This is a genomic window from Ruegeria sp. BHSC276 (assembly GCF_059612945.1).
The window spans coordinates 88,923-115,647 of sequence record NZ_JBXWRP010000004.1; the positions used below are offsets into that span (position 1 = coordinate 88,923).

General features: G+C 61.7%; 22 protein-coding genes. 4 read left to right on the plus strand and 18 right to left on the minus strand.

Annotated elements, in window-relative coordinates; all coding sequences use genetic code 11:
- Positions 1-14: 14 nt before the first annotated feature.
- The 3 genes from AC2FMD_RS07600 to AC2FMD_RS07610 form a co-directional block, all read right to left on the minus strand.
- Positions 15-2,219, minus strand: a complete 2,205-nt coding sequence (locus tag AC2FMD_RS07600) for a hypothetical protein (RefSeq protein WP_496741755.1) — start codon at positions 2,217-2,219, stop codon at positions 15-17.
- 65 nt (positions 2,220-2,284) lie between these two features.
- Positions 2,285-3,052 (minus strand): TylF/MycF/NovP-related O-methyltransferase, encoded by a 768-nt coding sequence (locus AC2FMD_RS07605; RefSeq protein WP_496794870.1) that lies wholly within the window; start codon positions 3,050-3,052, stop codon positions 2,285-2,287.
- 84 nt (positions 3,053-3,136) lie between these two features.
- Positions 3,137-4,570 (minus strand): oligosaccharide flippase family protein, encoded by a 1,434-nt coding sequence (locus tag AC2FMD_RS07610; RefSeq protein ID WP_496741751.1) that lies wholly within the window; start codon positions 4,568-4,570, stop codon positions 3,137-3,139.
- A 250-nt stretch (positions 4,571-4,820) separates the two neighbouring features.
- Here AC2FMD_RS07610 and AC2FMD_RS07615 point away from each other — a divergent pair, with 250 nt between their 5' ends.
- Complete coding sequence (locus tag AC2FMD_RS07615; RefSeq protein WP_496711910.1) at positions 4,821-5,876, plus strand: NAD-dependent epimerase/dehydratase family protein; 1,056 nt, start codon at positions 4,821-4,823, stop codon at positions 5,874-5,876.
- 60 nt (positions 5,877-5,936) lie between these two features.
- Here the strand turns inward: AC2FMD_RS07615 and AC2FMD_RS07620 are convergent, their stop codons facing one another.
- The 4 genes from AC2FMD_RS07620 to AC2FMD_RS07635 form a co-directional block, all read right to left on the minus strand.
- Positions 5,937-6,716 (minus strand): IclR family transcriptional regulator, encoded by a 780-nt coding sequence (locus tag AC2FMD_RS07620; RefSeq protein WP_496794871.1) that lies wholly within the window; start codon positions 6,714-6,716, stop codon positions 5,937-5,939.
- An 11-nt stretch (positions 6,717-6,727) separates the two neighbouring features.
- The gene (locus AC2FMD_RS07625; RefSeq protein ID WP_496684027.1) at positions 6,728-8,086 is read right to left on the minus strand and encodes a TRAP transporter large permease; all 1,359 of its coding nucleotides are present in this window, start codon (positions 8,084-8,086) and stop codon (positions 6,728-6,730) included.
- Entirely contained in the window at positions 8,086-8,751 is a 666-nt protein-coding gene (locus AC2FMD_RS07630) for a TRAP transporter small permease (protein WP_496794872.1), read from the minus strand. The genes AC2FMD_RS07625 and AC2FMD_RS07630 overlap by 1 nt, the downstream gene beginning before the upstream one ends.
- Before the next feature lie 70 nt (positions 8,752-8,821).
- On the minus strand, positions 8,822-10,060 hold the full coding sequence (locus AC2FMD_RS07635; RefSeq protein WP_490361249.1) for a TRAP transporter substrate-binding protein DctP: 1,239 nt from the start codon (positions 10,058-10,060) through the stop codon (positions 8,822-8,824).
- A 108-nt stretch (positions 10,061-10,168) separates the two neighbouring features.
- On the opposite strand from AC2FMD_RS07635, the gene AC2FMD_RS07640 reads away from it, so the two are divergent.
- On the plus strand, positions 10,169-11,764 hold the full coding sequence (locus AC2FMD_RS07640; RefSeq protein ID WP_496741747.1) for a GMC family oxidoreductase: 1,596 nt from the start codon (positions 10,169-10,171) through the stop codon (positions 11,762-11,764).
- Between the two features lie 12 nt (positions 11,765-11,776).
- On the opposite strand, the gene AC2FMD_RS07645 is transcribed toward AC2FMD_RS07640, so the two are convergent.
- The 5 genes from AC2FMD_RS07645 to rfbC all read right to left on the minus strand — a co-directional run bounded on the left by AC2FMD_RS07645 (position 11,777) and on the right by rfbC (position 16,426).
- Entirely contained in the window at positions 11,777-13,000 is a 1,224-nt protein-coding gene (locus AC2FMD_RS07645; RefSeq protein ID WP_496741745.1) for an O-fucosyltransferase family protein, read from the minus strand.
- A 111-nt stretch (positions 13,001-13,111) separates the two neighbouring features.
- A complete protein-coding gene (gene rfbA / locus AC2FMD_RS07650) occupies positions 13,112-13,987 on the minus strand; it encodes a glucose-1-phosphate thymidylyltransferase RfbA (RefSeq protein WP_496711906.1) in 876 nt (291 codons plus the stop codon).
- Positions 13,984-14,832 (minus strand): dTDP-4-dehydrorhamnose reductase, encoded by an 849-nt coding sequence (rfbD, locus tag AC2FMD_RS07655; protein WP_496794873.1) that lies wholly within the window; start codon positions 14,830-14,832, stop codon positions 13,984-13,986. The genes rfbA and rfbD overlap by 4 nt, the downstream gene beginning before the upstream one ends.
- On the minus strand, positions 14,829-15,869 hold the full coding sequence (rfbB, locus tag AC2FMD_RS07660) for a dTDP-glucose 4,6-dehydratase (RefSeq protein WP_496685714.1): 1,041 nt from the start codon (positions 15,867-15,869) through the stop codon (positions 14,829-14,831). The genes rfbD and rfbB overlap by 4 nt, the downstream gene beginning before the upstream one ends.
- Positions 15,866-16,426, minus strand: a complete 561-nt coding sequence (gene rfbC, locus AC2FMD_RS07665) for a dTDP-4-dehydrorhamnose 3,5-epimerase (RefSeq protein WP_496684165.1) — start codon at positions 16,424-16,426, stop codon at positions 15,866-15,868. The genes rfbB and rfbC overlap by 4 nt, the downstream gene beginning before the upstream one ends.
- A gap of 456 nt (positions 16,427-16,882) precedes the next feature.
- Here rfbC and AC2FMD_RS07670 point away from each other — a divergent pair, with 456 nt between their 5' ends.
- Entirely contained in the window at positions 16,883-18,256 is a 1,374-nt protein-coding gene (locus AC2FMD_RS07670; RefSeq protein WP_496711904.1) for an arylsulfotransferase family protein, read from the plus strand.
- A gap of 96 nt (positions 18,257-18,352) precedes the next feature.
- The gene (locus AC2FMD_RS07675; protein WP_496741740.1) at positions 18,353-19,816 is read left to right on the plus strand and encodes a glycosyltransferase family 39 protein; all 1,464 of its coding nucleotides are present in this window, start codon (positions 18,353-18,355) and stop codon (positions 19,814-19,816) included.
- A 19-nt stretch (positions 19,817-19,835) separates the two neighbouring features.
- Here the strand turns inward: AC2FMD_RS07675 and AC2FMD_RS07680 are convergent, their stop codons facing one another.
- The 6 genes from AC2FMD_RS07680 to nadA form a co-directional block, all read right to left on the minus strand.
- Positions 19,836-21,227: an arylsulfotransferase family protein gene (locus AC2FMD_RS07680; protein ID WP_496741738.1), complete on the minus strand. Its 1,392-nt coding sequence runs from the start codon at positions 21,225-21,227 to the stop codon at positions 19,836-19,838.
- A gap of 35 nt (positions 21,228-21,262) precedes the next feature.
- Positions 21,263-22,780, minus strand: a complete 1,518-nt coding sequence (locus AC2FMD_RS07685) for a sulfotransferase (RefSeq protein ID WP_496794874.1) — start codon at positions 22,778-22,780, stop codon at positions 21,263-21,265.
- Positions 22,777-23,001, minus strand: a complete 225-nt coding sequence (locus AC2FMD_RS07690; RefSeq protein ID WP_496741734.1) for a hypothetical protein — start codon at positions 22,999-23,001, stop codon at positions 22,777-22,779. Before AC2FMD_RS07690 ends, AC2FMD_RS07685 begins: the two co-directional genes overlap by 4 nt.
- A 194-nt stretch (positions 23,002-23,195) precedes the next feature.
- The gene (gene nadC / locus AC2FMD_RS07695) at positions 23,196-24,044 is read right to left on the minus strand and encodes a carboxylating nicotinate-nucleotide diphosphorylase (protein WP_496741732.1); all 849 of its coding nucleotides are present in this window, start codon (positions 24,042-24,044) and stop codon (positions 23,196-23,198) included.
- Complete coding sequence (locus AC2FMD_RS07700) at positions 24,017-25,609, minus strand: L-aspartate oxidase (RefSeq protein WP_496794875.1); 1,593 nt, start codon at positions 25,607-25,609, stop codon at positions 24,017-24,019. The genes nadC and AC2FMD_RS07700 overlap by 28 nt, the downstream gene beginning before the upstream one ends.
- A gap of 8 nt (positions 25,610-25,617) precedes the next feature.
- Positions 25,618-26,670: a quinolinate synthase NadA gene (gene nadA / locus AC2FMD_RS07705; RefSeq protein ID WP_496794876.1), complete on the minus strand. Its 1,053-nt coding sequence runs from the start codon at positions 26,668-26,670 to the stop codon at positions 25,618-25,620.
- Positions 26,671-26,725 lie beyond the last annotated feature (55 nt).

The window sequence follows — 26,725 nt, forward strand, 5'->3', positions numbered from 1 at the left end:
TTCGGCCGATTTTGTCACGGCTGTTCGAGTTCTGAGGCGGAGATCGGGCCTCGGGTGAAGACCACATGATCCTGATCGCTGGATCGCCCTTTCAGGAAATAGATCGCACGTCCTGGATAGGCAGCGGCAACGGTCCGGTTGCTTTCCGGCCCCAAGTCCATCGCAAACAACGGGCTGTCTGCGCCCGGGGTGAAATCGTTCAGCCAGAAGGCGCTGCCGTATTCCCGGTCTGCATCGGTCGAAATAAACATAAGGCTGTTGCGGTATGCGTCCTGACGGGCCAGCGTTTCGTATTCGTCGTGATACCCGTTGATTTCGGGATACCGGTTGAAGCCCAGCCAGCTTTCGAACACCAGAACCGAGCACAGGCAGAGAAACGCGACGCCCGCGCCGATCCGCTGCTGCGCCAGCCCGTCGGGGTACAGTTGCGAAAACCTGCGCGCAGCCGTCGTGATCCCCAATGCCGTCAGGATCAACAGCGGGACGCTGGTCATGAACCAGTATCGCGGCCCGGCGAAATAGCCGCCATAGAACCAGAACAGCGCGTACAGGCAGATCGTGGTCACGACGATCAACGCCATCCCGCCGGCAAATCTGCTCCAACGGCCCCACAAGACGAAGAACAGCACAAAGGCCAGCGAGGCTCCACCCCAACCGAACAGCGAAAAGTTCAGTTCATAGAGGTTTTGCTGGCTGTTGATCAGCCCCTCAAGCGGGCTGTGCCCGGGAAAGACATCGACATTGCCCCAGTCCGGCGCGCCGATATCCGGCCCGAAGCCAAGCGCGTTGGATCCCGGCCCCCAATATTCTTCGTAATAGGCGTTCAACGGCGTGGTCAGCGGGTCGCCGGTCAGATAGGCGTTGTAGGGAAAAATCAGCCCGCCCACGACGATACAGCCCAACCCATAGGCCAGAACCGTGCGCCAATGCCGCCGGTCCGCAAGGAATGTCAGCGTCCAAAGCCCGGTCAGAACCCCCATGAACAACCCTTCCAACGGCCGTGTCATCAGCAGCCACCCCATCAGCGCGCCGGCGATGAACGGAAAAATCACAGACGGCTTTTCCCGGGCCTTCAGCAGAAGGACCCAGGCCCCCAGAACCAGTGCGTAAGTAAAGGTGTGGATCAACTGAGTGGCCGCCATCGAGATGATCCAGGGCGATACGGCCATGAGCAGAACCACCAGGTTGGCCGTGCCCCGGTCGGTCATCTTGCGGGTAAAGACGTGCAGCAGCAGAACGCTGATGCCAGCCAGAACCGGATTGACCAGCCAAGGCGCCCCCAGCTTGACCCCCAGCGCCAGGGCTGCCGCCCAGCCCGGGAAGGTCGTGACGAACCAGCGGTCCTGATAGGTATCCATCAGATAGTGGTCGAAAGCTTGGGTCGATGGCGGCACCGGCAGGGTCAGCAGCCCATCCGCAAGATAGCGGGCGTGGAACTGGTACAGAATGTCGTCCAGGTGCGGGACGCCCTCCAAAGCGGCCAGACTGACCAGAAGGGACATCAGCAACAGAAAGACCGCTCCACAGATCGGCACAACCCTGTCTAGCCTTCGGACCTGATCGCCGCTGCCCGGCAGGCTGAGGTTTCGCGCGACTCGCTGGGACAGGTCGCGCAACCGATGCGCTGGCAGGGACATCATGATAGCGAGGAAGCTGGCCAGGTTGATGCCGATGAAGGCCGAACCGATGACGACATGTTTGACCAGCCGGGGATAATTTTCGGTCGCTACGAAGCCCATCGCGCCCTTTGCTGCAATCACCAGAATGGCCAGGAAGATCGCCACCCGAAGAACGCCCAGATCGAGCAGCACTCGTGGCGCCTCGGCCAGCGCGCGATGTTTGAACAGGACCAGGGCCGCGACGGCGGACTGCGCCAACACGGCCCCCATCATTGCCACGGAAAAGACGTCGGACCGGAAGCGGACGTTCTGAAACCACGTCGGCTCTCGGACTGCAAGCTGAGCGCCAAACCCCACAAGGAAGGTTGCCGCAGTCAACCCGGCCGTCTGCCAGGGCGTGCCCAGCGTCAACGCGACCCCGAACAGCGCCACGGCCGCGACCATGAGCCACCAGCATTCCACGCGTCGGAGCACGGATAGGTCCAGCGCACCCCAAAGCGCAAAGGCAAACAAGCCCAGGGCCAGCATCGCCACGACAACCCGGATCGCCCCGAATGGCCAGGCCTCGGCCCGGCTCGAAGCTTGCATGTTGTCTTCCATTGCACCCCTCCCGTTTTGCGCAACCGGTTTGTCAGAATCCCTGGGCCAGAGCACCCGGAGCCCCGTCAACTTGCTCCGACGTCGACGACCAGAAACAGCTTGCGGATCAACGGCGGTTCGCCCCAGGAAAACAGCTGGGCGCATTTCACGTCGTATTTTTCGACGATCTCCTTGTGGGCCCGGCTTTCGCCAGCGGTCCAAAGATCGGTGTCGCCCCAGTCGTCATAGCCGATCAGCGTTCCCGGGCGGATCAGGCGGTGTTCGAACATGAAGTCCAGAACATCCATCGTGCTGTTGTAGAGGTCGGCATCGATATCGACATAGGCCGCGGGCTGAAAGACGCCGCTTTCCACCAGTTCGGGGCGCAGCGTTTCGGAAAACCACCCCTGGTGGATCGTGCATCGATCGTCGGTCATGTCCATGGCGGCCAGTTTTTTCTTCAGCTCGGGCAGCGGCGCGGAGAAGGCACCGACATTCCACACCGCCGGAACCTGGATACCCGGGTCTTCCTGGGGCAGACCTTCGAACGAGTCGAACAGGTGCATGAACGGAATCTCCATGCCGCGGTTCTGCAGGCCCATGACCAGCCCTTCTACTGTGCTGCCATGGGCAACGCCGAAACAGTAGAACTGACGCTTGTCTTTCAGCGTATCAAATCGCGCAAGATACCAGGGAATCAGCTGCCGCCACGAATGGATGCCCCATTTCATCTCGGCGATTTCATCATCAGTGAGGTCCAGATCGGTCGTGGCCATCAGCCGTTCGACTGGCCATTTGCGCGCCACGCGGCCCCATTTCACCAGAAACAGCTTTTTCTTGATCCAATCGATCATCACGTCCTCACACTCATACCAAAACCTTACCAAAACGAATTCAAACAAGCTTAGGGCACAATCCGGCGAACTGCACCCTTTCCTTTATGGCGGGCTCTGCAGAAACGCCCGCAACCGGTCCACCGCACGCGGCATGAAGCCCAGCAGAATAACCCCTGTCGATACCACGCCGATCCCGATGGCCGCGGCGACATAGATCGCATCGGGGATACGCCCCAGCATGGCCAGCCGCCAGCCGCCCACGACAACGGCCATCCCCGCCGCCAACAGCAACGGCGCGACCAGCATCTTGCAGAACTGAATGGGTCTGATTGCCTCGGGGGCGTGCGCGGCCCGCATCCGCAGCGGAAACGCCAGAAGCGCGCGCAGCGCCACCGCTGCCGCGGCCGTGACCGGCCCGAATTGGCTGGCCAGTCCGATCAAGACGAGGCCCAGCACCGCCTCGGCCCAAGCAGCCCAAAGAAGCGGCTGCACCCTGTCGAGCGCCAGCAGGTAAGCCTCCTGGATCGAACTCAGCGCAATGATTGCATAGGCCAGGCACAGGAACGGCAGGATGCGGCTGGCTTCATGCCATTCGGGACCCAGCAAAAGATCGACCAGCGGAAAGGCGATCAAAGCCAGCCCGGTATAGGCGACAAAACCGCTGAGTGCGGCCAGCTCGATCAGGTCGAGGTAGAAATCCGCCGTCGACTGCCGGCTCCGCCGCAGCGCCGCGATTGCCGGTTGCCCGACCCCCTGCAGGCTTTTGACGAACACGGTCAAAACGATCTCGGACAGTCGGGCCGCAAAGGCGAACAGGCCGACGGCTCGCGGATCGGCCATGTATCCCAGCATCACAGTGGGTGTCTGAAGAATCACAAGGGTGATAAACCGCAGCCGCAGAACTTGCGCCCCCAGCCCCTTCACCATGGCGAAATCGGATCGCGACGGCCATTTCTTGGGCACCCAACCCGCCGCGAGGAATGCCAGCAGACTGTTCACACCGATTTCCGTCAGCCGTTGGCCAACAAGGCTCCAGGCACCAAAACCCTTGGCCGCCATGGTGATGCCCACCACTCCGCCGGCCGCCACGCCGGCGATGGTGCGAATGGCCAGCGCCTTGAAGGCCAGCTGGCGCCGGAGCAAGGCTGTCGGCACCCCGGCGGCGGCTATCATCAAGACTGTCGGACTGGCGGCCATCAACAAGGGTTTGACGATGGGCTCTTGGTAAACAAACGCCGCGATGTTGGCGATTGTCGTCAAAATCAGAACGATCGCGACGGCCAGCCCCAGCAGAACAACCCATGTGGCCTCGAGCCGCCCGGGCTCGATGACTTCGCGTGCGACGATGCCTTCAGTGATCGTGTCGCGCACCAGAAATTCGCCCAGAAACAGGAAGGCAAAAGCCATGGACACCACGCCAAAGCTTTCCACGCCGATGAGCTTGGCAATCACCAGAAAAATAAGCGCTGCCGCGATTTGTTCGAGCCAGCTGGCGACCGTGCTCCATGCCACGTTCTGGGTGAACTGCCGTTTCATTGGTTTCCCGCTGCCGCCGATCGCTTTCTTGGCCCCTGCCCCGCAGCCGTCAAAACCGGGCGGGCCAGAGACCTGAAGCAAATGCGTGCATACCGGTCCGAACCTGTCAATCGCCCGTGTTGACGGGTGAATGATTTGCGGTCAGAGTTTTAAGGTGCGTCTCGGACGTTTCGGCCTTTCTGTCGCGGCCCTGCAGGCAGAGAGACCCTTGGTGAGTATACTGATTGAATTGGTTTGAAAGGATTTGAAAATGGATTGGTCTAAGAAGAACGTGCTCGTCACCGGCGGGTGTTCTTTCATCGGATCCCACCTTGTGGAAAGCCTGGTCGAGCGCGGCGCATATGTTCGGGCGGTCGATGACCTGTCCAGCGGCATCCGCGAAAATCTGGATGACGTCCTGAACAGCGGCCGCGTCGAATTTCGCGAGGCCGACCTGCTGGACCCGACCACCGCAGCCGAGGCCGTCGCTGACATGAATGTCGTGTTCCACCTGGCCGCGACCCATGGCGGACGGGGATATATCAGCACCCACCAGGCCGCCTGTTCGACCAACCTGGCGCTGGACAGCATCATGATCCGCGAAGCCCACAAGGCGGGGGTAGAGCAGTTTACCTTTGCCTCGTCAGGTTGCGTCTATCCGACCAGCATCCAGGCCGATCCGAGTGAAACCCTGTACCTGACCGAAGATCTGGTCAAACCGCCTTACGAGGCTGACGATCTGTATGGCTGGGCCAAGCTCATGGCCGAGCTGTCGCTGAAAGCCTATCACGAGGAGCATGGCTTCAAATGCGCCTCGGTGCGGTATTTCACGGCCTATGGCGAACGTTGCCCGGCCAACCATGCGGTCGTGGCGATGATCGGGCGGGCCTTTCTGCAGCAGAACCCATTTGTCGTGTGGGGCACCGGCGAACAGATTCGCAACTGGACCTATGTATCGGACATCGTCGAAGGCACGATCCGCGCGGCTGAACGGATCGAGGACGGCACCGCGGTCAATCTCGGCACGATGGAGCGTACCTCGGTTCTGCAGGCGGCCAAAATGATCCTCGAACGGACGCAGCTCGACGCCGAGATCCAGCGAGACCTGAGCAAACCCACCGGCCCCTACAACCGTGTGGCCGACAACAGCCTGGCCAAAAAGCTGCTGGATTGGGAGCCCAAGGTCAGCTTCTCGGACGGGCTCGACCGCACGATCCGCTGGTATTTCGCATCGCATGACCGCGATGCCCTGGCCAAGGATTTCGAAGAGTCATTGACCGAGCGCGGCTTGGAAAAGCCCGGACTGAAAACCGCGGCCGCAAACTGAACGCGCCTCCGGGTCGGACACCTGGGGGGCCGATCCGGCCTTGGCCCGCAGAGGGTGATATCAGTCATTCAGCAAGGCCGACAGCCGCTCGGACCCGTCGCGCAGCACGTCCAGAAACCCCAGCAGGCCGGAAAGATCGTGGCGCTGGGTCGGGGCGTGAACCGACAGGGTGGCCACCAGGCGCTGGCGCCTGTCCGGGACCGGTACGGCAACCGCCGCCATTCCGGTCATGAATTCTTCATCGTCGGTCGAATACCCTTGGCTGCGGATTTTCTCCATCTCGGCCCGCAAGGAATTCGGGTCGGTCATGGTCCGCTGGGTCCGGGGCTGCAGCGGGCGTCCGGACAGGACCCCATTCAGCGGCTTCTGCCGCAGGGTGGACAGATACATCTTGCCGCTGGCAGTGCAATGAAACGGCACTTGCGTCCCGATCGGCAACTGAATGCGCAGGGGCCACTTGGTCTCGACCCTATCCAGATAGATCATCCCCTCGCGGTCGGGGATGGCCAGGTTGCAGGTTTCTCCGATTTCGTCCGCCACCCCCCGCAGGATCGCAAGCCGCGCGGTGCGCAGATGTTCGGCCGAGATGGTATTGACCGCAAGGCGCCGCAGCCTTGGCCCCGGACCGTATGAACGGCCATCGAGGTCGCGCTGCAGAAACCCCTCGGCCTCGGCCGTCTGCAGCAGCCGGTGAACGGTTGGCTTGGCTAGGCCGAGCGTCTCGATCAGGTCGGCCGGCCGCACCGCCACTCCGCGCCGGGCCACCTCCTCCAGAATGACCAGCAGGCGCAGGTTGGGGGGAATCTGCGTGTCGCGTTCGGTTGCCTCGGGGTCTGTCATCCGGCCACTGTTCAGTTGTTCGGCAGCAGGATCAAGGCCAAATCGGGAACCATCGCCACTAGGAACCAGACCGAAAGCAAGGCCACCAGATAAGGCACCGTATAGCGCAGAAGGCGGAAATACGGCACCCCGGTCACGCCCGAGGCCACATAGAGGTTCAGTCCATAGGGCGGCGTGATGAAGCCGATCGACGCGCCGACGAGGAAAATGACAGAGAAATGGATCGGGTCCACACCCACCGACGCTGCGATCGGGGCCAGGATCGGAGCCAGAATGATTGTCACCGGCAGGCTTTCGAGGACCATCCCCGAAAAGAACACGATCACCATCGAGGTGAACAGCACCGCGTGATAGCCGCCCATCGAGGTCACGAAATCTCCGATCGTCTGCTGAGCCCCCAGCAGAGACAGGATCTGCTGCATCACGACGGAAATCGCGATCAGGGGGGCCAGGATGCCGGTGATCTGCGCCGACCGGATCACGATCGAGGGGATCTCGGGGATGGTGAAGCCTTCGACCACGATCATCTCGGCAAAGCTTTTTTCGGTGGGGGAAATGTCGCCACGCGCGCCCATGATCCGGTTGATCGGGTGGCTGACCAGACCGGCGATCACGCAGAACCCGACGGTAACCCCCGCGGCCTCGGTCGGAGAGAACTTGCCCGTGTAGATCCCCCACAGAACCAGCCCTATGGCAAAGAACCCCAGCCAGGCGCCAAAGGCGGTTTTCAGGATGCGGTTCATCTGCAGCGGAATCAGATGGCCCCAACCGTTCATGCGGCAGATGACCCAGCAGGCAAACTGCATCCCGATCACCATCAGCGCGCCGGGCAGGATGCCAGCCACGAACAGCTCGGAAATCGGCAGGTTCATCAGAAACCCATAGACGATGAAGATGATCGACGGCGGGATGATGATGCCGACCGTGCCGCCGGCCGCGGCGGTGGCGGCGCTGAACCGCTCGTCATAGCCGCCCTTGACCATCTCGGGGTGCAGCATGGACCCGATCGTCGCGGTGGTGGCCGAGTTCGACCCCGATATGGCGGCAAACAGACCACAGGCCCCCAACGAGGCCATGGCCAGACCGCCGCGTATCCATCCCAGACAGGCATAGGCGAAATCGCTCAGCCTTCGGGCGATGCCGGATTTGTTGATCAGGTCACCCGTCAGGATGAACAGCGGCATCGCCAGCAGCGCAAAGCCCTTGTTGAACACGTTGAGCAGCTCGGCCCCCATGTTGTCGAGCGTCAGCCCCAGCACGAAGGAACAGCCGACCACCCAATAGCCTATGACCAGCAGCACGGGCACGCCCAGCATGAACAGGAACGTCACCCCAAGCGAAATCAGTGTAACCCAGGTTCCATCGGTCATCAGTCTGCTCCGATCACGGCTTGCTGGATCAGCGGCTGCCCGGTTTTCCAGTTGTGCAGATCGTCGGCAAGGTTTTGGAACACCCTGCCGACCATCAGGAAGAAGGACAGCGGCGCAGTCAGCAGAAACCACCACTGCATCACGTTGTCGGTGCCCAGCACGATCTGGAAATTCGACGCCGACAACGCCACCAGACGCGAGGTCGTCACGATGACGATCACGGCAAACCCGTACCACAGAACAGCATCCAAGATCAGGCAGGCCAACTGCCCGCCGCGCGGCATGGCCGACCGGAATTCGCTGAAGCTCAGATGGGTGCGCAGCCGCACGTTGTACGAGGCGCCGAACCACGCCATCACCATGAACAGCAGCGGCGGAATGGTGGTCGACCAAGGCTCCTGATCGTTAAACACGAAACGGTCGATCACGCCCCAGAAAATGATCAGTGCGATCGCAAGATAGGAATACACCATGACCGACCGCTCGAAATGGCGTTCGATGAATGGAACCTTGCGATAGACGAACATGACCAACAGCCCCCCCAACGCCGCCACCACCGCGCCCACGGCCCAGGCGGCGTCTGATCGCAAGGCTGATTGAATCTCGAATGAATCCCTGCTGAGCAAGGCACCGAAAATCGCGCCGACATCTGCCCAAAACGACATGAACCCCGTCCTCCCAATCGGTCCCCGATAAAACCGGCCCGCCGATGCAGGCCGGTCCTGTCAGCCCTGGTCAGGCTTCGCCCTTCCACCAACGGCGCGGTTCGACATTTTCCGGCAGCGTGTCGGCCGGGATCTCGCGCGCGATATCGTAGATCTCTTGATAGGTGTCGATGCCGCCGGCCCATTTGTTCAGCCGCTCGCGCCATTCGGCCCAGGGTTCAGGATTGTAGTTCGGAGCACACATTTCCTCGGCCAGCTTCAGCTGATCGTCCGGCAGGAAGGCCGGGCGCACGCCGTTCTCGGCAAAAATCGTGTTGGGCAGTTGCGGGTCCGAGAAGCCCACGGTATTGACCAGCGCGGCTTCGTTCGCCCCCTGGATCAGGGCCTGCGTGAAATAGGCCGACTCCATGACCGCGTCCTGCAACTCACCGCCCAGACTGTCGAACACCTTGGCCGACATCGAGGTGTGTTCGGTGCCGCAGAAGAACTGCAGGTTGACCGACTGCGACACGACCGGCGCCATGTTGGCATAGGCCACAGCCGAAGCCCAGGTCTCGGCCCCGTCGATCAGGCCGGTTTTCAGTGCATCCAGCGTTTCCTCCCATGCGACGGGCACCGGATTTAGGTTCAGAAGCTGCATGGCAATCCGGCCTAGCTGGGTGCCGGTCACGCGGTTTTTGGTGCCGAACAGCTCCTCGAGCTTGGTAACCGTCGGCTTGTCGGCGAAGGTCGATCCCATCTGCAGGCCGCGCAGTTCGCAATGGGTGAACAGGAATTTCAGCCCGTGGCGTTTTTCAAGCGGGTCGCGCAGGATGCGCTGGCTGGCCGGGCTATAGAAGAAATGATATTGCGCAGCCCGGCTGGGGAACATGTAGGCATAATCCAGAACGTTCAGATAAGGCGCTCCGCCGGCCGAATTCTGGGTCGAGGCCGCATAGATGTCGACGATTCCCTGCTGGGTCTTCTCGACACAGCTCAGCTGCCCGCAGATCTGGTTGTCGCCGATGAACTCGATGCGAATCTCGCCATCCGTGCGCTCTTCCAGATCGCGCGCGAATTCGATCGCTCCGGCGCGCTCGATCAGCAGGTTGCGCGTGTTGAACCCCGCCGCACCAAATTTCAGCGTGTGCTTGGGTTCTTTCGAGAACCTCTTCTCATATGTAGATTCAGCCGCTTGGGCTAGGTTGGCCAAGCTCATCGCCCCTCCGAATCCGCCTGCGGCCAAAAGGGTCGAGCTCATCCCGTAGCGTCCAGCGACGCGGAAAAAATCCCTCCGGGAAATTCCACTCAGTTTCCGTCCGATCTCCATTGCCATCCTCCCTATCGCAATTTTTGAGACGTTATGTATCAAAAAATGCTAGTTTAGTTGATGCGTTTTGCATAGAGTTTTTTTCATCGGCAGCAAAAGGAGGCGATGATGGAGGTTGATTACGCGATTGTCGGGGCTGGATCTTCGGGCTGTGTCATCGCCAATCGCCTCAGCGCCGATCCCGGTACGCGCGTCGCGTTGCTCGAGGCCGGCGGTCCGGACACCAACCCGTGGATTCACATCCCTGTCGGCTATTTCAAGACGATGCACAACCCGTCGGTCGACTGGTGTTACCGCACCGAACCCGATCCGGGCCTGAACGGCCGTTCGATCGACTGGCCGCGCGGCAAGGTCCTGGGTGGTTCGTCTTCGCTGAACGGGCTGCTATATGTGCGCGGGCAGAAACAGGATTATGACCGCTGGCGCCAGATGGGTAACGCGGGCTGGGGCTGGGAGGACGTTCTGCCCCTGTTCAAACGCAGCGAGGATCAGGAACGGGGTGCTGACGACTATCACGGAACGGGCGGCCCGCTGTCGGTGTCCAACATGCGCATCCAACGCCCGATCTGCGATGCCTGGGTCGCCTCGGCGCAGGCGGCGGGCTATCCGTTCAACCCCGACTACAACGGCGCCACGCAAGAGGGCGTCGGCTATTTCCAGCTGACCACCCGCAACGGGCGGCGGTGCAGCGCGGCCGTGGCCTATCTGAAGCCGATCCGCAAGCGGCCGAACCTGAACATCATCACCCACGCCCTGGTGACGCGGATCCTGCTGGAGGGCAAACAGGCCGTGGGTCTGACTTATCGCGATCGGACCGGCGCCGAACAAAAGTTGCGGGTCCGGCGCGAGGTCATCCTGTCGGGCGGCGCGATCAACTCGCCCCAAATCCTGATGCTGTCCGGCATCGGTGACCCCGAACACCTGAAGGACAATGGGATCGAACCGATCCACGCCCTGCCCGGCGTCGGCAAGGGTCTGCAGGATCACCTGCAGGCACGGCTGGTGTTCAAATGCAACGAACCCACGTTGAACGACGAGGTGCGCAGCCTGTTCAACCAGGCCCGGATCGCCATGAAATACGCCTTGTTCCGCACCGGCCCCATGACCATGGCGGCCAGCCTGGCCACCGGTTTCCTGAAGACCCGCCCCGAGATCGAAACCCCCGACATCCAGTTCCATGTCCAGCCCTGGTCGGCCGACAGCCCGGGCGAGGGCGTGCATCCGTTCTCGGCTTTCACGATGTCGGTGTGCCAACTGCGCCCCGAAAGCCGCGGAGAGCTGCGGCTCGACGGGCCGGACCCGACATCATACGTCAAGATCGTTCCGAACTATCTGTCAACTGAAACCGATTGCCGAACCATCGTCGACGGCATCAAGATCGCGCGCAGGATAGCACGGCACAATCCGCTGGCTTCGAAGATTTCCGAGGAGTTCAGACCCAGGTCGGACCTACCGCTGGACGACTACGAGGGCACGCTGGACTGGGCCCGGTCGAATTCCGTCTCGATCTATCACCCGACCGGAACCTGTGCGATGGGGTCGACGCCGCAATCGGTGGTGGACGCCCGGCTGCGGGTGCACGGAATCGGCGGTCTGCGGGTGGCCGATTGTTCGATCATGCCGGAAATCGTCAGCGGAAACACCAACGCCCCGGCCATTATGATCGGCGAAAAAGCCAGCGACCTGGTGCTGGGAAACAGCTAGGCGCCACACCCCCTAGCGCGAGGACGGGCGCTCGGCATAGGCATAGCACTGCGCCGCAAGTGTCCGCAGCGCCCAGTCGAACCCGTCCGAGACGAAGCGCCGCGAAAACACCGGCGGCCGCGGGGCCTTTTGGCCTTCTTCGCGCTTGGTGTTCAGCGGCCGCGGCGTCCGGCCCACCATGACGACCTCGTCCCGAACGGAGACCACCCGCTCGAGCGCCATTCCGTTTTCGGACAACACCCGCCAAAGCGTGCTCAGCGCCCGGATGCAGGGCACGGCCACCGCGCGCAGGGGCTTGGGCCCGGCCACCATCGGCTGGTGGGCATAGTTCAGGTCGACGAAGTCGACGTCGGGGTTGAGGGTCACCGCCATTTCGCCCACAGCCGCGTGGCATTTGACGATGTAGTCGCAGCGGGACAACAGCAGCAGATCCATCAGCACCTCGGCGCCACGCGCGGCCTTCTCTTCGGCGTCATGGAACCGGTTGGCATCGGAGTCGCTCAGGGATTTCTCGGAATACGAGATGATCTTGCCCGGATAGGCTTCCTCGAGAACCTTCAGCCACTGCCGCTGATCCGTGGCGACGAAGATACCCCCGCAATCGGGATGGTCCGCAAGGTAGCGATCGATCACCGGAAAATACTCCTCGGGCACGACCTTGCGCGACAGATTCGGTCCGACTCCGAAATCGAACTTGTCCGAGCCGCGCAACTGCAGCCCAAGCGTATGTTCCGGGAACTTGGCGCGGGCAAAGCGCTCGGCCTGGCTCAGCAACGACGACCGGAACCGCACGGTCCCGTCGTCCAGCAAGGTTCGCATCTTCTGGCGTTCCTCGTGCCACCAGGCGGCCGGATATGTACCGTCGGCACGGTTTTCCACGCTGCGGAAATAGCCATAGGGGTTCATGAACCAGCTTCTGGGCTCCCATCGGTACAGCCGCATGAGTTCGGAGGCCGTTGACAGGGTGCAGACCTTGCCGGAGCGCACCAGCGCCTGCAGGTCAGAGCCCGACGCGCCAACGGGTTCGTAGTAGTAATCCCACACGTTGGGGCCGGTCTCGGCATCGAAATAGGGGTTGGGGCCCCCGAACATATAACTGCGTTCGTGCAGATGGATGATCGGCTTCAGGCCCATCCGGCGGGCGAACTGCAATTGCACGACCACCCCGTTGAGCTGCGCCACCAACCCGTCAGAGGTGTTGCAGATCAACAGGTACTCAAATTCACCAGATTTCATCGGCCAACACTCAACCTTTTCAACAATACAACAAACGGAACGGATATTGCCGCGTCCACCGCAGGTGGAACCCGCGCACCAGCCAACCCAGAGACCGCACCAAAAACATTTTCATTTCAACAACCTGTCCAGATAGGCCCCATAGTCATTCTTGGCGAACATCTCGGCGCGCCGGCGCAGCTGTTCTTCGTTGATCCACCCCAGTTGCCAAGCGATCTCTTCGGGGCAGCCGGTCTGCAGGCCTTGGCGTTCTTCCAGCGTGCGGACGAAATTGCCCGCATCCAGCAGGCTGGCATGGGTGCCCGTGTCCAGCCAGGCATAGCCCCGCCCCATCGTCTCGACCCGCAGCCGCCCCTCGGCCAGATACATCTGCAAAAGGTCGGTGATCTCGAACTCTCCGCGTGCCGAGGGCCGGACCCGACGCGCCCGTTCGGGGGCGGTACCATCCAGGAAATACAGCCCGGTCACCGCATAGTTCGAAGGCGGGTCGGCGGGTTTTTCGATGATTTCGCGCGCCTGCCCGTCCGAGTCGAAGGCAACCACGCCGTATCGCGACGGATCGGCCACGTGGTACCCAAAAACCGTCCCGCCCTCGGCCTGACGGTCCGCGGCCGCCAGCAGTCTGGGCAGACCATGTCCGAAAAAGATGTTGTCTCCCAGAACCAGGGCCGAGGGTGCGCCGTCCAGGAAATCTTCGGCCAGAATGAACGCCTGCGCCAGACCGTCGGGGCTCGGCTGCACGACATAGGTCAGGGATACGCCCCACTGGCTGCCGTCGCCCAAGGTGCGTATGAATTGGCCCTGGTCCTGCGGGGTGGTGATGACGCAGATATCGCGGATACCCGCCAACATCAGAACCGTCAGCGGGTAATAGATCATGGGTTTGTCATACAGCGGCAACAGCTGCTTGGACACGGCCATCGTGATCGGATAAAGCCGCGTGCCCGATCCGCCCGCAAGAATGATGCCTTTTCGCCCGCTCGTCATACCATTTCCAAATCGTTCAGAATATCTTTCAGACCCGCCCGCCAATCGGGGCGGGGAATGGAAAAACACGCCTCGAGTGAGGAACAATCCAGCCGGGAATTCAACGGCCGCCGCGCCGGTGTCGGATATTCGGACGTGGGGATGTCAACGACGTCACAGGTTAGACCCGCGGTGTGGAAAATCGCCCGTGCGAACCCGGCCCAGCTGATATCGGGCGCGCCCGCAAAGTGATAGATGCCGGCCTTGCCCGGATCGTCGGCCAGCTGCCGCGCCATCTCGAGACAGGCGCGCGCGATGTCACGGGCGGGGGTCGGCCCGCCGATCTGGTCGGAAACGATATTCAGCCGGCTTCGGTCGGCCCCCAGGCGCAGCATCGTCTTTACGAAGTTGTCGCTATGGGCCGAGACCACCCAGGAGGTGCGCAGAATGCCGTACGCCCCCCCTGCCCGCGCGATGCCCCGTTCACCCGCCAGCTTTGACCGGCCATAGGCCCCCAACGGGCCGGTCGGATCGCTGGGCTTGCGCGGCGACATGCCCGATCCGTCAAACACATAGTCCGTCGAGATCGAAACGAAGGGGATACCCAACTCCGCACATTCCCGCGCCATGGCGGCGGGTGCGCTGGCGTTGATCACCGTGGCGCGTGCCTCGTCTTCCTCGGCCCGATCGACTGCGGTGTAGGCCGCGGCGTTGATGACGGCCCGAGGTGCGGCCGCGCGGATCGCCGCGGCGCATTGGTCGGGGTGTTCCAGATCGGCCGTCATGCGATCGAGGCAGGTCACGCCGGTGTGACGGGCTAGTTCACGCGCCACCTGCCCGGTTCTGCCAAAGACCAGCACGGTCATGCGCGCACCCCCAACCGCTGCCCGACGCCGTTGCGGTCTTGCAGCGCCGTCCACCAGGCTTCGTTTTCCAGATACCAGCGGACGGTACGCTCCAGCCCCTCAGCCAGCGTCACCGACGGTTGCCAGCCCAACTCGGTGCGGATTCGGGTCGCATCGATGGCATAGCGTGCGTCATGTCCCGGCCGGTCGGCGACGAAGGTCATCAGCTCGGCATAAGGGCGCGACGCCGGGCGCAGCCGGTCCAATATGCCGCATAACATCCGCACCAGCTCGAGATTGGTGCATTCGCTGTCGCCACCGATGTTGTAGCTGCGCCCGACCCGGCCTTTTTCCACGACCAGCAGCAGGGCTTCGGCGTGGTCTTCCACAAAAAGCCAGTCCCTGACATTCGACCCGTCGCCATAGATGGGCAAGGGCCTGCCCGCCAGCGCATTGAGGATCACCACCGGGATCAGCTTTTCGGGGAAGTGAAACGGCCCGTAGTTGTTCGAGCAATTCGTCAGCACCACGGGCAGGCCGTAGGTTTCGTGCCAGGCGCGCACCAAGTGATCGCTGGCCGCCTTGCTGGCCGAATAGGGCGAACGCGGATCATAGGGCGTCTGTTCGGTGAACCGACCCGCGGGACCAAGCGAGCCATAGACCTCGTCGGTCGAGATATGGTGGAACCGGAACCCTTCGGGCCGACCTTGCCCGTCCCAATATGCCAGGGCGGCCTCGAGCAAGGTGTAGGTGCCGGTGATATTGGTGTCGATGAAAGCCCCCGGCCCGTCGATCGACCGGTCGACATGGCTTTCGGCGGCCAGGTGCATGATCGCATCAGGGCGGTGTGCGTCCAGGGCCGCATCCAGCGCACCCCGGTCGCGAATATCGGCCCTCACGAAGCTATAGCGCGGGTCCTGGGCGACCTCGGCCAAGTTGTCCAGGCAGGCCGCATAGGTCAACGCGTCCAAATTGACGACCTTGTGTCCGTCTCGAATGGCGCGGCGCACCACAGCCGATCCGATGAACCCCGCGCCACCGGTTACCAACAGCTTCATGGCGCTCCCTCCCAGACGAACGGGCTGTCGAACCGGGAAAAGGCCGGCGCATCCCTGTCCTTGTCCGACACGATCGGTTCGGTGGTCAGGCCCCAGTCAATGCCGCAACTGTTCCAATGCACGGCTCCGTCACATGCGGGCGCATAATAGTCGGTGCATTTATAGCAGATTTCGGTGTCGGGTTCGCGCGTCACGAAACCGTGCAGAAACCCTTTGGGAACCAGCAATTGCTTTGCGTTCTGGGCCGTCAATTCAACCCCCGTCCACCGGCCATAGGTCGGCGACCCCTTGCGGATGTCCACGGCGACATCGAACAGCGCGCCACGTCCGCAGCGCACCAGCTTGTCCTGCGCATGCGGCGGCGACTGAAAGTGCAGCCCTCGCAACGTACCGGCCGCGGCGGAAACCGAGTGATTGTCCTGAACGAATTCCAGATCGATCCCATACCCGGTCAGAACCCGGCGGTTCCAGGTCTCGGAAAAGAAACCCCGCGCATCGCCAAACCGCCGGGGCGTCAGGATCAGGACACCGGGCAAGGCGGTTTCTTCAATCTGCATGTACTCAAAACCCATTCAACACAGCGCGTTCATACCAATATGGGCCCTGCCTGTCACGAAACAGATGTCGTGGGAAAGTTCCGGAATCCGGCGCGTTTCGTGCTGAAGGTGCGCAAGCAATGCTGCCAAACCGCTGTCTGTCATTGTGCCGATGGCTTTGGAACACTCGCGTCGCGCCCAAACAATTCACGAAAAGCATACCAAATGTGCGGAATACAGAAACAATATCCCAGTGAGCGCGGCGGCATCGGTGGGATGTCGGCCGGAGCCATGGAATAGTAAGGGTTGATGCACCAAAGCACCCATCGTGGCCAAGGAAAAGCCATAGCGACGAAATTATTGTTCTTTGCACCGTGTCGCGACATTCCTACCATGAATGCCAAGCGAAACGGGGCGCCGTTTGGCGCGACATCCATTGGTTTGTTCGCTTGTGTCAGTGATTGAAGAGGTAACGGGTTGGATAAGTTTCTTTTCAAGAAGATCGAGATGTGGGTCGTTGCCCTGATCGTCGTCTTTCTTTTGCTAGTGACATTCGCATTCGGGGTCATCGTCCGCGATGCCGTCTATGGCAACAACCGACTTGGCGCCATCAGCCGTGTCTCACTGAAAATCGCGGCCCTTCCAGCCGAAGCCGCCAAGGCGGTTCGTATGGCGGCCGGAGGCGACCTGGCGGGCATGGCCACAAACAATTCGGGTCGGTTTCCCGACAAAAGCGGGTGGACCTTTTTCGATGAACGACTGGACAGCGGGCTGGACGCTTACCTGTTCTTCAGCCGTCACGACGGCGATGTCGGACATCACGTTTTGGAACTGGTGGATCTGAAGGCCGGTGCGGTCGTGCATCGCATCGATTTCGACTTCGAGAATACTTTTCGCAATGCGAGCCGCGACTCGCGACTGATCAACTATGACGATTGGCGCAATGAACGCTTTCAGGTCGTCCATCCCCTTGCGCTCGAGAACGGCGACATTCTGGTGAAAAGCATGTTCAGCCCCATGGTGCGCATGACCCCGTGCGGCGAACCGGTTTGGACACTGGAAAACGGCGTCTATCATCACACGACGGAACCGGGCCTCGACGGCACGATCTGGTCCTCGGCCTATGTCGAGCCTCCGCGCATCGAGGGGCTGAACAAATACTACCTCGATCCAGGCATCACCCAGTTTTCGGCAGATGGAGAGGTTCTGTATGATCGTTCGCTGACCAAGGTCATGCTGGAACAGGGGCTGGGCTACATGATCCTGGCCAAGCAATTCGACCCGGATCCCATCCACCTGAACGATGTGGAACCCATATTCGAAGATGGCCCATACTGGAAACGCGGCGACGTCCTGCTGAGCTTGCGCAACATTTCGACCATCATGCTTTTTCGCCCGTCCGAAGACCGGATCATCTGGTGGTATCAAGGCCCGTGGGCGGCCCAACATGACGTTGACGTCATCGACGAGAAGACATTTGCGGTCTACAACAACAACTCGCTGGATATCGGAGACGGGCGCGAGCTGGTCGTGAACGGAACCAGCCAGATCGTCTATTTCGACCTCGAAACCGAAACCGCATATCGGCCCTTCCAGGCGGTTCTGGATGCACAGGACTTCAAGAACGAGGCCGCCGGCCTATTCACACTGCTGCCAGATGGTCATCTGTATGTCGATGAATCCGAGTCTGGCCGCAGCATGATCTTCACCCCTGACGGCAAGTTGGCTGTCGAGCATGTGAACCGCGCCGAAAACGAACTGATTTACCATTTGGGTTGGAGCCGGATCATGGACCGCGAATCCGGTGACCGGTTTCTGGCTCAACTCAAGGAAAGATCCTGCGATGGTTGATGCCGTAGCCGATGATCCGGTTGCCGATCTCGGTTTTGAGACTGCGACGCAGCTGCGGGCCCGCAAACTATCACTCTTCCAAGTGGAGGACCGCCTTTGAAACAGCGCTCACCGGAAATCGGCCGCAGCGATCTGGGCATCCTTCTGTTCATTCTTTTGTTGGCCACCGTTCTCAGAACCGCAGGGTTGAACGGGCCGCTGTGGTACGATGAAATCTGGACCGTCGATACGCATGTCCGCCAGCCCTGGGGCGACATGATGCGCGAGTATTCGATGAACCATCACTATTTCTTCAGCATGAAGGCCAAGCTGTCGGCACAGCTGTTAGGGGAGACCCCGTGGGCCTATCGGTTTCCCGCCCTGGTATTCGGGGTTGGCACCGTGGCTGCGATCGGGTGGCTGGCCCGCGAGGTGGCAAATACCCGCGTTGCGCATGTGTCGGCCCTGCTTGTGGCGCTGTCCTATCACCAGGTCTGGTTTTCACAGAACGCCCGCGGATACACCGAGCTTGCGTTCTGGAGCGTTCTGGGCCTCATCCTGTTCCTGCGCGGGGTGCGCCGCCCGACATACGGCACATGGATCGCCTTTGGCCTGACCGCCGCAGCCGCCGTGTTCACGCATCTGACCGGGGCGTTCTTTTTCGTGGCGCTCGGGTTGGTATGGCTGCTGTCTTTGGCCACCGGTATCGGCCGGGATGCGCTAACCCGTGCATGGGTCCTGCGTCCTCTGGTCGGGGTCGCGATCGCGCTTGCGCTGACCACCTTGGCCTATCTGCCGATTTTCCCGAGCCTATTGGAAGCCATGGGCGAGGTCTCGGCGTCGTCAGCCGTCGACCCGATGCAGGAATACCAGAACCCGCTCTGGACGGTGGCCGAAGGTCTGCGGACGGCCTTGGGCAATACCGGTGGATTGACCCTGCTGATCGCCGTCAGCGGGCTTGTGGCCATCATCTTCGGAGCGATCGGGTCACACACCCGGCAACCTCTGTTCTTTCCGGTTGTCGCAGCCCATGTCGCCGTTACCCTGCTGTTGCTTTCGGCGCTGGACATGCGGATCTGGCCTCGGTTCTTCTTCGTCGATATCGGCCTCATCATCGTGCTCGTCGTGGTCGGGTGCCAGTGGGCCGCCGGACTCATTTCACGCATCGTTGGACGCGCCGGCCTTGCTCGGCCCTTGTTCAACCTGGGCGCCCTGATCATGGTCGCCCTGTCGGTTTTTCTGGTCCAGAAGAACTATGCCGCGCCGAAACAGGATCTGGCTGGCGCTTTTGCATTGGTCGAAAGCCAGCGCAGCCCCACCGAGCGCGTCTATGCCATCAATCCGGGCGGCCCGATCTTTCAAAGTCACTTCCAGGCCGACTGGGGCACCATCGACACTGCTGCGAATTATGATGCGGCGATGTCCCAACCCGGTCCGGTGACGTTGGTCGTTCTGTTCCCGAACCGGATGTTCCGCGCCATTCCGCAACTGGGCCACGATGCCGAAACCGGCCTGGAGCTGGTCAAGGAATTCCCCGGCACCCTGGGAGACGGCGCGGTTCTGGTTTTCCGACGCCCATAGACAGACCGAACGGCCAGTTTCAGCACCCGCTTTGTTCGATCGCCGCCAAAGCCTTGTCTCCGTGGGCCTGGGGGATGTAGCGCGACCAGCCCATCGTATAGAGCTCGCCATTTTCCGCTCTGTTTACATATGTTGCCACGAGGTCGCCAATCCTGTTGAGAACCAGTATTCGGCCCCGGTTTTCCTCTTCAACGATCAAGTGGCCAGAAGGTGTGAAATCCTGCAGACCTTCTGTCATCGTTGCCGTTTTCAATTCCATGAATGCGTCATGAAAGGGCCTGGACACAGCGCCGGTCTCGAAATCGTAGATAACAGGCTCACTGGCACCGTCGACGCGCGACCCAAAACCGCGATCGAACGCAGCATTGTCAAAAACAGCTATTCGGCGATCACTAACTATGTCTACATCGTGTTGCGATTGCCATGGTCCGGCCTTCCACCAAACGAATTTTTGGATTGATGGGCGATACAGCGCGACAAGAGACGGACTTCTAAAGCTCAGAAAGAGGTCTCCTTTCTTCCAGAATGGCCCGTCCTTTAAAACTGGTTCTATGTCGTTAAGATGCATAGGATCTTTCCAGAAATGGGACGCCGGAAAAATCAGGTGCTTCAGCCCGCTGTTCTCGAATATTGGGGCCAAGGGTTCCTCGAAATCAACTTGGCCGTCCGCGGTTACATGCACAAGCGAGTCGCGCACAAATCGTTCTGACAGATCGCTTGGTCTGGACTTCAACGCCAGACCCGGCAGCCAATAGCCTCCCGCACCGTCTGAATTGGTGGAATGGTGGACCAGCACGTCGTTTTGCGCCCAACGGACGTCACCGCAGGCCGTCAGCATGATCAACGGCGAGTGATGACTCTTGACCAGCAACTCTCCTGCTTCGGTCAGGTATGGGTGTATGTAGCGAAAGTAGCCATCGTTCCAGTACTCATACGGAGCCCACCCTTCAAATTCGGGCTTGCGTTCAAAGCTTGCCAGGACCGTCTCGGCATCCGGCATCCAAGTTCGAAGCGTTTCGCCAGTTTGCAACGACACAAGCTCGACCACGTGCCGCGTCCGGTCACCGTCATAGCGACTGAGCAACAGATATCCGTCCAACCCGTCCGAACCCGGCGGTTGCGACCAAGACCACTTTGCCGGAGCGGTGCTTCCCGGAGGAAGCTTCAGAAATGAAATCATCGTCGGGTCCGGCCCGATCACAGTTTTCAACGACTGGCGCGCGTTTTCCGGCAGTTCGGCCAAGGCCAAGGCTGCGTCGCCGATCACGCCGAAATGGTCACCGCCCAACTCCTCCTCGCCACGTTCCTCATCCAGAACGATGGCTCCGAACAGAACCATGCCGAAAAAACCGAAGACGGCCAACACCCCCAAGACCCAGAGCTCGATCTTCTTGAAGAGGATTTTTTCCATCCGATTACCTCCGATTTGGTTCCCGGGTCCGCGCTTCAATTGGCCCGTTGCACCGGGCTGCGGGCCGGTCTTGGCCGGCCGGTGACGGCTTGCGCCGCCAGATCCTGAAAGATGTCCTCGGCCTGCTTCAATAATGTGTCGGAAAACCCGTCCTGCCGCCGCGCGTCGGGCTCAGCCCGGAAGAATCCGCGGAAGTCCATATCTGCGACGTCGATATCCAGGCGCTCACCGAGGTCGGCCAGAACCTCGTTCGGACGGGCCCTCAGGTCGTCCTGGACCACGAAATGGCACCGATCCCCCTGTGCGGCGATGTCGCGGAAGGCTGCAATCCAATAGGCCAGCCAATAGTTCGGGTCCTCGAGGTGATAGCCTTCGACCGCAAGTTCGGGAAAATCCAGCGGGCGGTGGAGGAGCCCGAACTCAAAATGCCCGATATCGCGCATGTAGCGCAGCACGAACGGATCCTCGGCCTGTCGTACAAGGAAATTCCGATGCTGGCGCAGCATCGACCAGGCATGTGCGCCGGGATGCCGGATTGGCACGACGACCGCACAGCCCGGAAACAGATCGTGCAGCAGACGAAGACGGGCGATGTTGGCGTTGTTCTTGGACAGGTAGCGCGGCGGCGCCGTGGCGCCGCCGCCGGATCCTCCAGTGCGCAGATGGCAAATCTTGCGAAAATGTGTGTCGAAAAAGCTCTGGGCCTCGCTGTGCAGATCCGTCGCGTACCAAAGCTCGATCCGGTCGTCGCGATATTTTGCCGGCCAGAACAGATGCCAGAAAATTTCATCAAAGGCCTCGGGGCTGTCCAGCCCGATCGTCAGACCATCGCCATGCGCCCGTTCCACCTGCGCCACATCCCGCCTGAGCGCGCCGCCTAGCCCGTTCCACAAATAGGGGGCGGCAATGAACGGCATGTCTCTGTATCGGTGCGTTGCCATTCCCTCGACATGAGACAGGGCGTTCAATACCGAGGTGGTTCCGCCGCGCGCCAGCGAGGTGACGAAAATAGGCGGGCGGGTTTCAGCCTCGGGCACCCGGCGCCGGAAGGCATAATCATCGACTTTCGCCGATACCTTGTGAAATTTCGGACCGGAAAAGGCCAGCATATGTGCAAACCGGTCCGCCGAACTGTACGGGCCTGGTGCATTGGCATCGCTTTCCACCCGGCCCTTCCGACGTAGGAAAAAGCGGCCAACCAGAATGGCGGCCAGCGACACACCCACGATATAGTCGAGGCGTAGCATCAGGGAAAAGACCGCGTCCGCCGTGGTCAGGCCGATGGCGTCAGCAACCATGATAGGCAGAGCAGCCGCCGCCAGAGCTACACCAAACCGCCAGAACAGGCGCCACGCCCCCTGGAGCAGAGTGACCCCGGCCTGCCGGACCCGCACTTCCTTGACCTCGTCGCTCAGCTCGCTGTCAAGCATCGCCGAGATGCCTTGCATGGCATCCTCGCCCAGACCTTTCGACAGACTGATGATATTCAGCGCCCAGATGCCGAACCCGAAACCGGCCACGGCAAACAGGGACACGATGAAGGCAACGATCATTGGGACAGGTCGGCTTCTTCGCCTTTCGCCTCAGAGTTTTTCCTTTTGCGCAGCACCCGTTTGATTGGGTACCAGAGGAAACCGACGACCAGCAGAAAGCCGCCGACCACGATTGCCAGCAGAGTAAACAGGGCGCCCAAGCCCGCGCCCGGTCCGATATAGGCATGCGCCGGCGTTGTCAGGGCCAGAAACAAAAGGGCCGCGTTGATCCAAATCCGCATGGGTACCTCACTCGCAACAAACGAAACCGACCGTGTGGTACAGGCCAACAGTCAATCATATTCAAGAAACGGTACCACGAACCGATGAAAATCCAAAAAAGAAACCCAGCCTCCGACGATTTCGTTGGTCTTCTGTGCAACAATCGCAGAATTCGCCATTCATTATCTAGGGTGCGTGCCGGACCAGCAGGCGCTTAGAAATCAAGGCCCAGATCGACTGTCCGATAGGAATGGGTCAGAGTCCCGGACGAGATATAATCGACCCCGGTGGCCGCGATCGCCGCTACCGTACCCACGGTGACATTGCCCGACGCCTCGGTCACCAGACGCCCATCCACCATCGCCACGGCCTCGGCCAGCATGTCCGGCGTCATGTTGTCCAGCAGCACGACATCAGCGCCACCAGTGTCCAGAACCTCGGCCAGCTGGTCCAACCGGTCCACTTCGATCTCGATCTTCATCATGTGCGACGCACGCGCCTTGACCGCCCCCAACACCGCACGCACCCCGCCGGCGGCGGCAATATGGTTGTCCTTGATCAGGATCGCATCCGACAGCGAATGGCGGTGGTTGAACCCGCCGCCATGCAGCACGGCCAGCTTCTCGACGATCCGCAGGCCCGGCGTGGTCTTGCGGGTGCAGGTGATGCGCGCCTTGGTCCCGGCGGTCTGCGCCACCAGCTCGGCTGTCAGAGTGGCTACCCCTGTCAGACGACCGGCAAAGTTCAGCGCAACGCGTTCCCCCGACAGGATCGAAGCCGCGCTGCCGGTGATCTCCATGAGGGTTTGGCCCTTGGTGCAACGGTCCCCGTCGGCCACAAGCGGATCGATCTTCAGCGTCGGGTCCACCAGCCGGAACGCCAAGGCCGCCACCTGCATACCCGACACAACCGCATCCTCGCGCGCGTTCAGCCGCGCGGCATAGGTCACGCCCGCCGGGATTACGGTGCGGGTGGTGATGTCGCCGCTGGTGCCGAGATCTTCGGTCAGCGCGGCGCGGACCATTGGTTCAAGGATCAGGTCGGGGACAGTGGCATGATGCATGTTGCGGTTTCCTTGAAGATTTTCGACCGCAGTGCCACGGCCTCGTCCAGTGTCAGATCAGACCGCCGCCCCGGCCCCGTGGCCGAAGCAGGACAATCGGATCGGTAATGCGCGCCGCGGCTTTCGGTGCGCATCAGGGCGGCCGCCGCGATCAGCGTGGCGGTTGCGGTCATGTTACGGAACAAGTGAGACTGACCGTGCAGCGACTCCAACACGGCGATCCGGCCCAAGGCGCGGCGCAGCACATCGGCGTCGCGGACCACGCCCACGCTATCGGTCATGACCTGGCGCAGTTCGGCCACTGCCTGCGGGTCGGGCTCGGTATCGCCCGATGGCAGGCGCAGCCGCACCTCGGGCGCGTCGGCAACCGTCAGGGTGCCGGCAATGTCACGGGCGCAGGCGCGGGCAAAGACCAACGCCTCAAGCAGACCGTTCGACGCCAGCCGATTCGCCCCGTGCAACCCGGTTGACGCCGCTTCGCCACAGGCCCAGAGCCCGGCCAGAGAGCTGCGGCCATTCAGGTCGGTGGCCACGCCGCCCATGTGGTAATGCGCCGCCGCCGCCACCGGGATCGGTTGGGTCACGGGGTCGACACCGTTGCGCAAGCAGGCCTCGGTCACCGCCGGAAACTGACTGCGGATCGCCGCGCCGATCGCTGCGCGCGTATCCAGCGCGGGGCGGTTGCCGGCCTTGGTTTCCAGATAGACGGCGCGCGCCACGACATCACGCGGGGCCAGCTCGGCATCCGGGTGGATGCCTTGCATGAACCTTTCGCCGTGGCGGTTGATCAGTATAGCGCCCTCGCCACGCAAAGCCTCGGTGGCCAGAGGCATCGGATCCTCGCCCACGTCGATTGCGGTGGGGTGGAACTGAATGAACTCGGCATCGGCGATCCGAGCCCCGGCCCGTGCGGCCATACCGATCCCCTGCCCACGGATCCGCGCCGGGTTGGTGGTGCGGGCATAGAGCCCCGCCGACCCGCCCGTGGCCAGTACATGCGCAGCCCCGCGCAGCAGCACCGGTTCGGCCCCCGGCGCATCGGTCGGCGCCAGATATACGCCCGAGACCTTGGCCCTGTCGCTTTCCAGCCCGACCGCCAGCGCCCCTTCGATCACCTGGACCGAAGCACGCCGCCGCAGCTCGGCGATCAGGGCGCGCATGATCTCGGCACCGGCCTGGTCGCCCTTGACGCGCACCACGCGGGCCACCGAATGGGCCGCTTCCTGCGATTGGATGAACCCGCCATCGGCGTCCCGGTCGAACCCGGTGCCCAGATCGGACAGGTCCAGAATATGATCCCGCGCCGCGCGGGTGACGAACTCGGCCACCTCCTGCAAGACCGACCCTGCGCCGGCGCGCATCGTGTCGCGGGCATGGGCTTCGGGGCTGTCGGACGGATCCATCGCCGCCGCCACCCCGCCCTGCGCCCAAGCCGAACTGGCACCCGAGCCCAGCGGCTCGGGCGAGATCATCACCACTGGGTGCGGGTCGAGCTTGAGCGCGGTATAGACCGCTGCCAGACCGCCGCCGATAATGACCACCCGAGGGGTTGAGACCGTCTGCATCGCCCCGGTCAAATTCCCAGCTTGCGCGACAGATCGATCATCCGCTGAACCGAAAGGCGCGCTTTTTCCGCCACTTCGGGGTCAACCTCAACCTGTCCGGTCATGGTATCGAGCGCATACAGCACCTTTTCCAGCGTGATCTTCTTCATGTAGGGGCACATGTTGCAGGGCCCGACGAAATCGACCTGTGGCAGCGCGCCCGCGATGTTCGACGCCATCGAACACTCGGTGATCAGCATCGCCTTTTCGGGCTGTTCGTCGGTGACGTATTTGATGATGCCGCTGGTCGAACCCGAGAAATCGGCCTCGGCCACCACGTCGGGTGGGCATTCGGGATGCGCGATCAGGCGGGTGCCCGGGTTCCATTCGCGGAACTCGCGCAGGTCCTGCGCCGTGTATTGTTCGTGTACGATGCACGAGCCTTCCCACCAGACCACGTTCTTCTGCGGCACGTCGCGGGCCACGTTCTGCGCCAGGTACTGGTCGGGGGTCATGATGACCGTGTCGCTGTCCATCGCTGCCACGATCTGCGCCGCGTTGGACGAGGTGCAGCAGATGTCGGATGCCGCCTTCACCTCGGCCGTGGTGTTCACATAGGACACGACCGGCGCACCGGGATAGCGGCGGCGCATCTCGGCGATGCCCTCGGCGGTGATCGACTCGGCCAGCGAACAGCCGGCCTCCATGTCGGGCATCAGAACAGTCTTTTCGGGGCTGAGAATCTTCGAGGTCTCCGCCATGAAATGCACGCCGCATTGCACGATCACGTCGGCCTCGACCTCGGTCGCCTTGATGGCCAGCTGCAGGCTGTCACCGACGAAATCCGAAATCCCATGATAGATCTCGGGCGTCATGTAGTTGTGGCCCAGTATCACCGCGTTGCGCTCGGCCTTCAGACCGTTGATCGCCTTGACATAGGGCGCGTAGATCGCCCAGTCCGCCGGCGAGACGACGCGCGACATACGGTCGTAAATGTCGCTCATGCTGGCGGCCAACTCGGGCGAGGGGGTCAGGTCGTATTTCTCGGCTAGATGCGCGCGCTGCGCGGGATGGTCGAACACTTGGTCTGATTTCCGCCTGGTGAGTTCCTGTGCCGCTTCATATGGGGATTCCGTC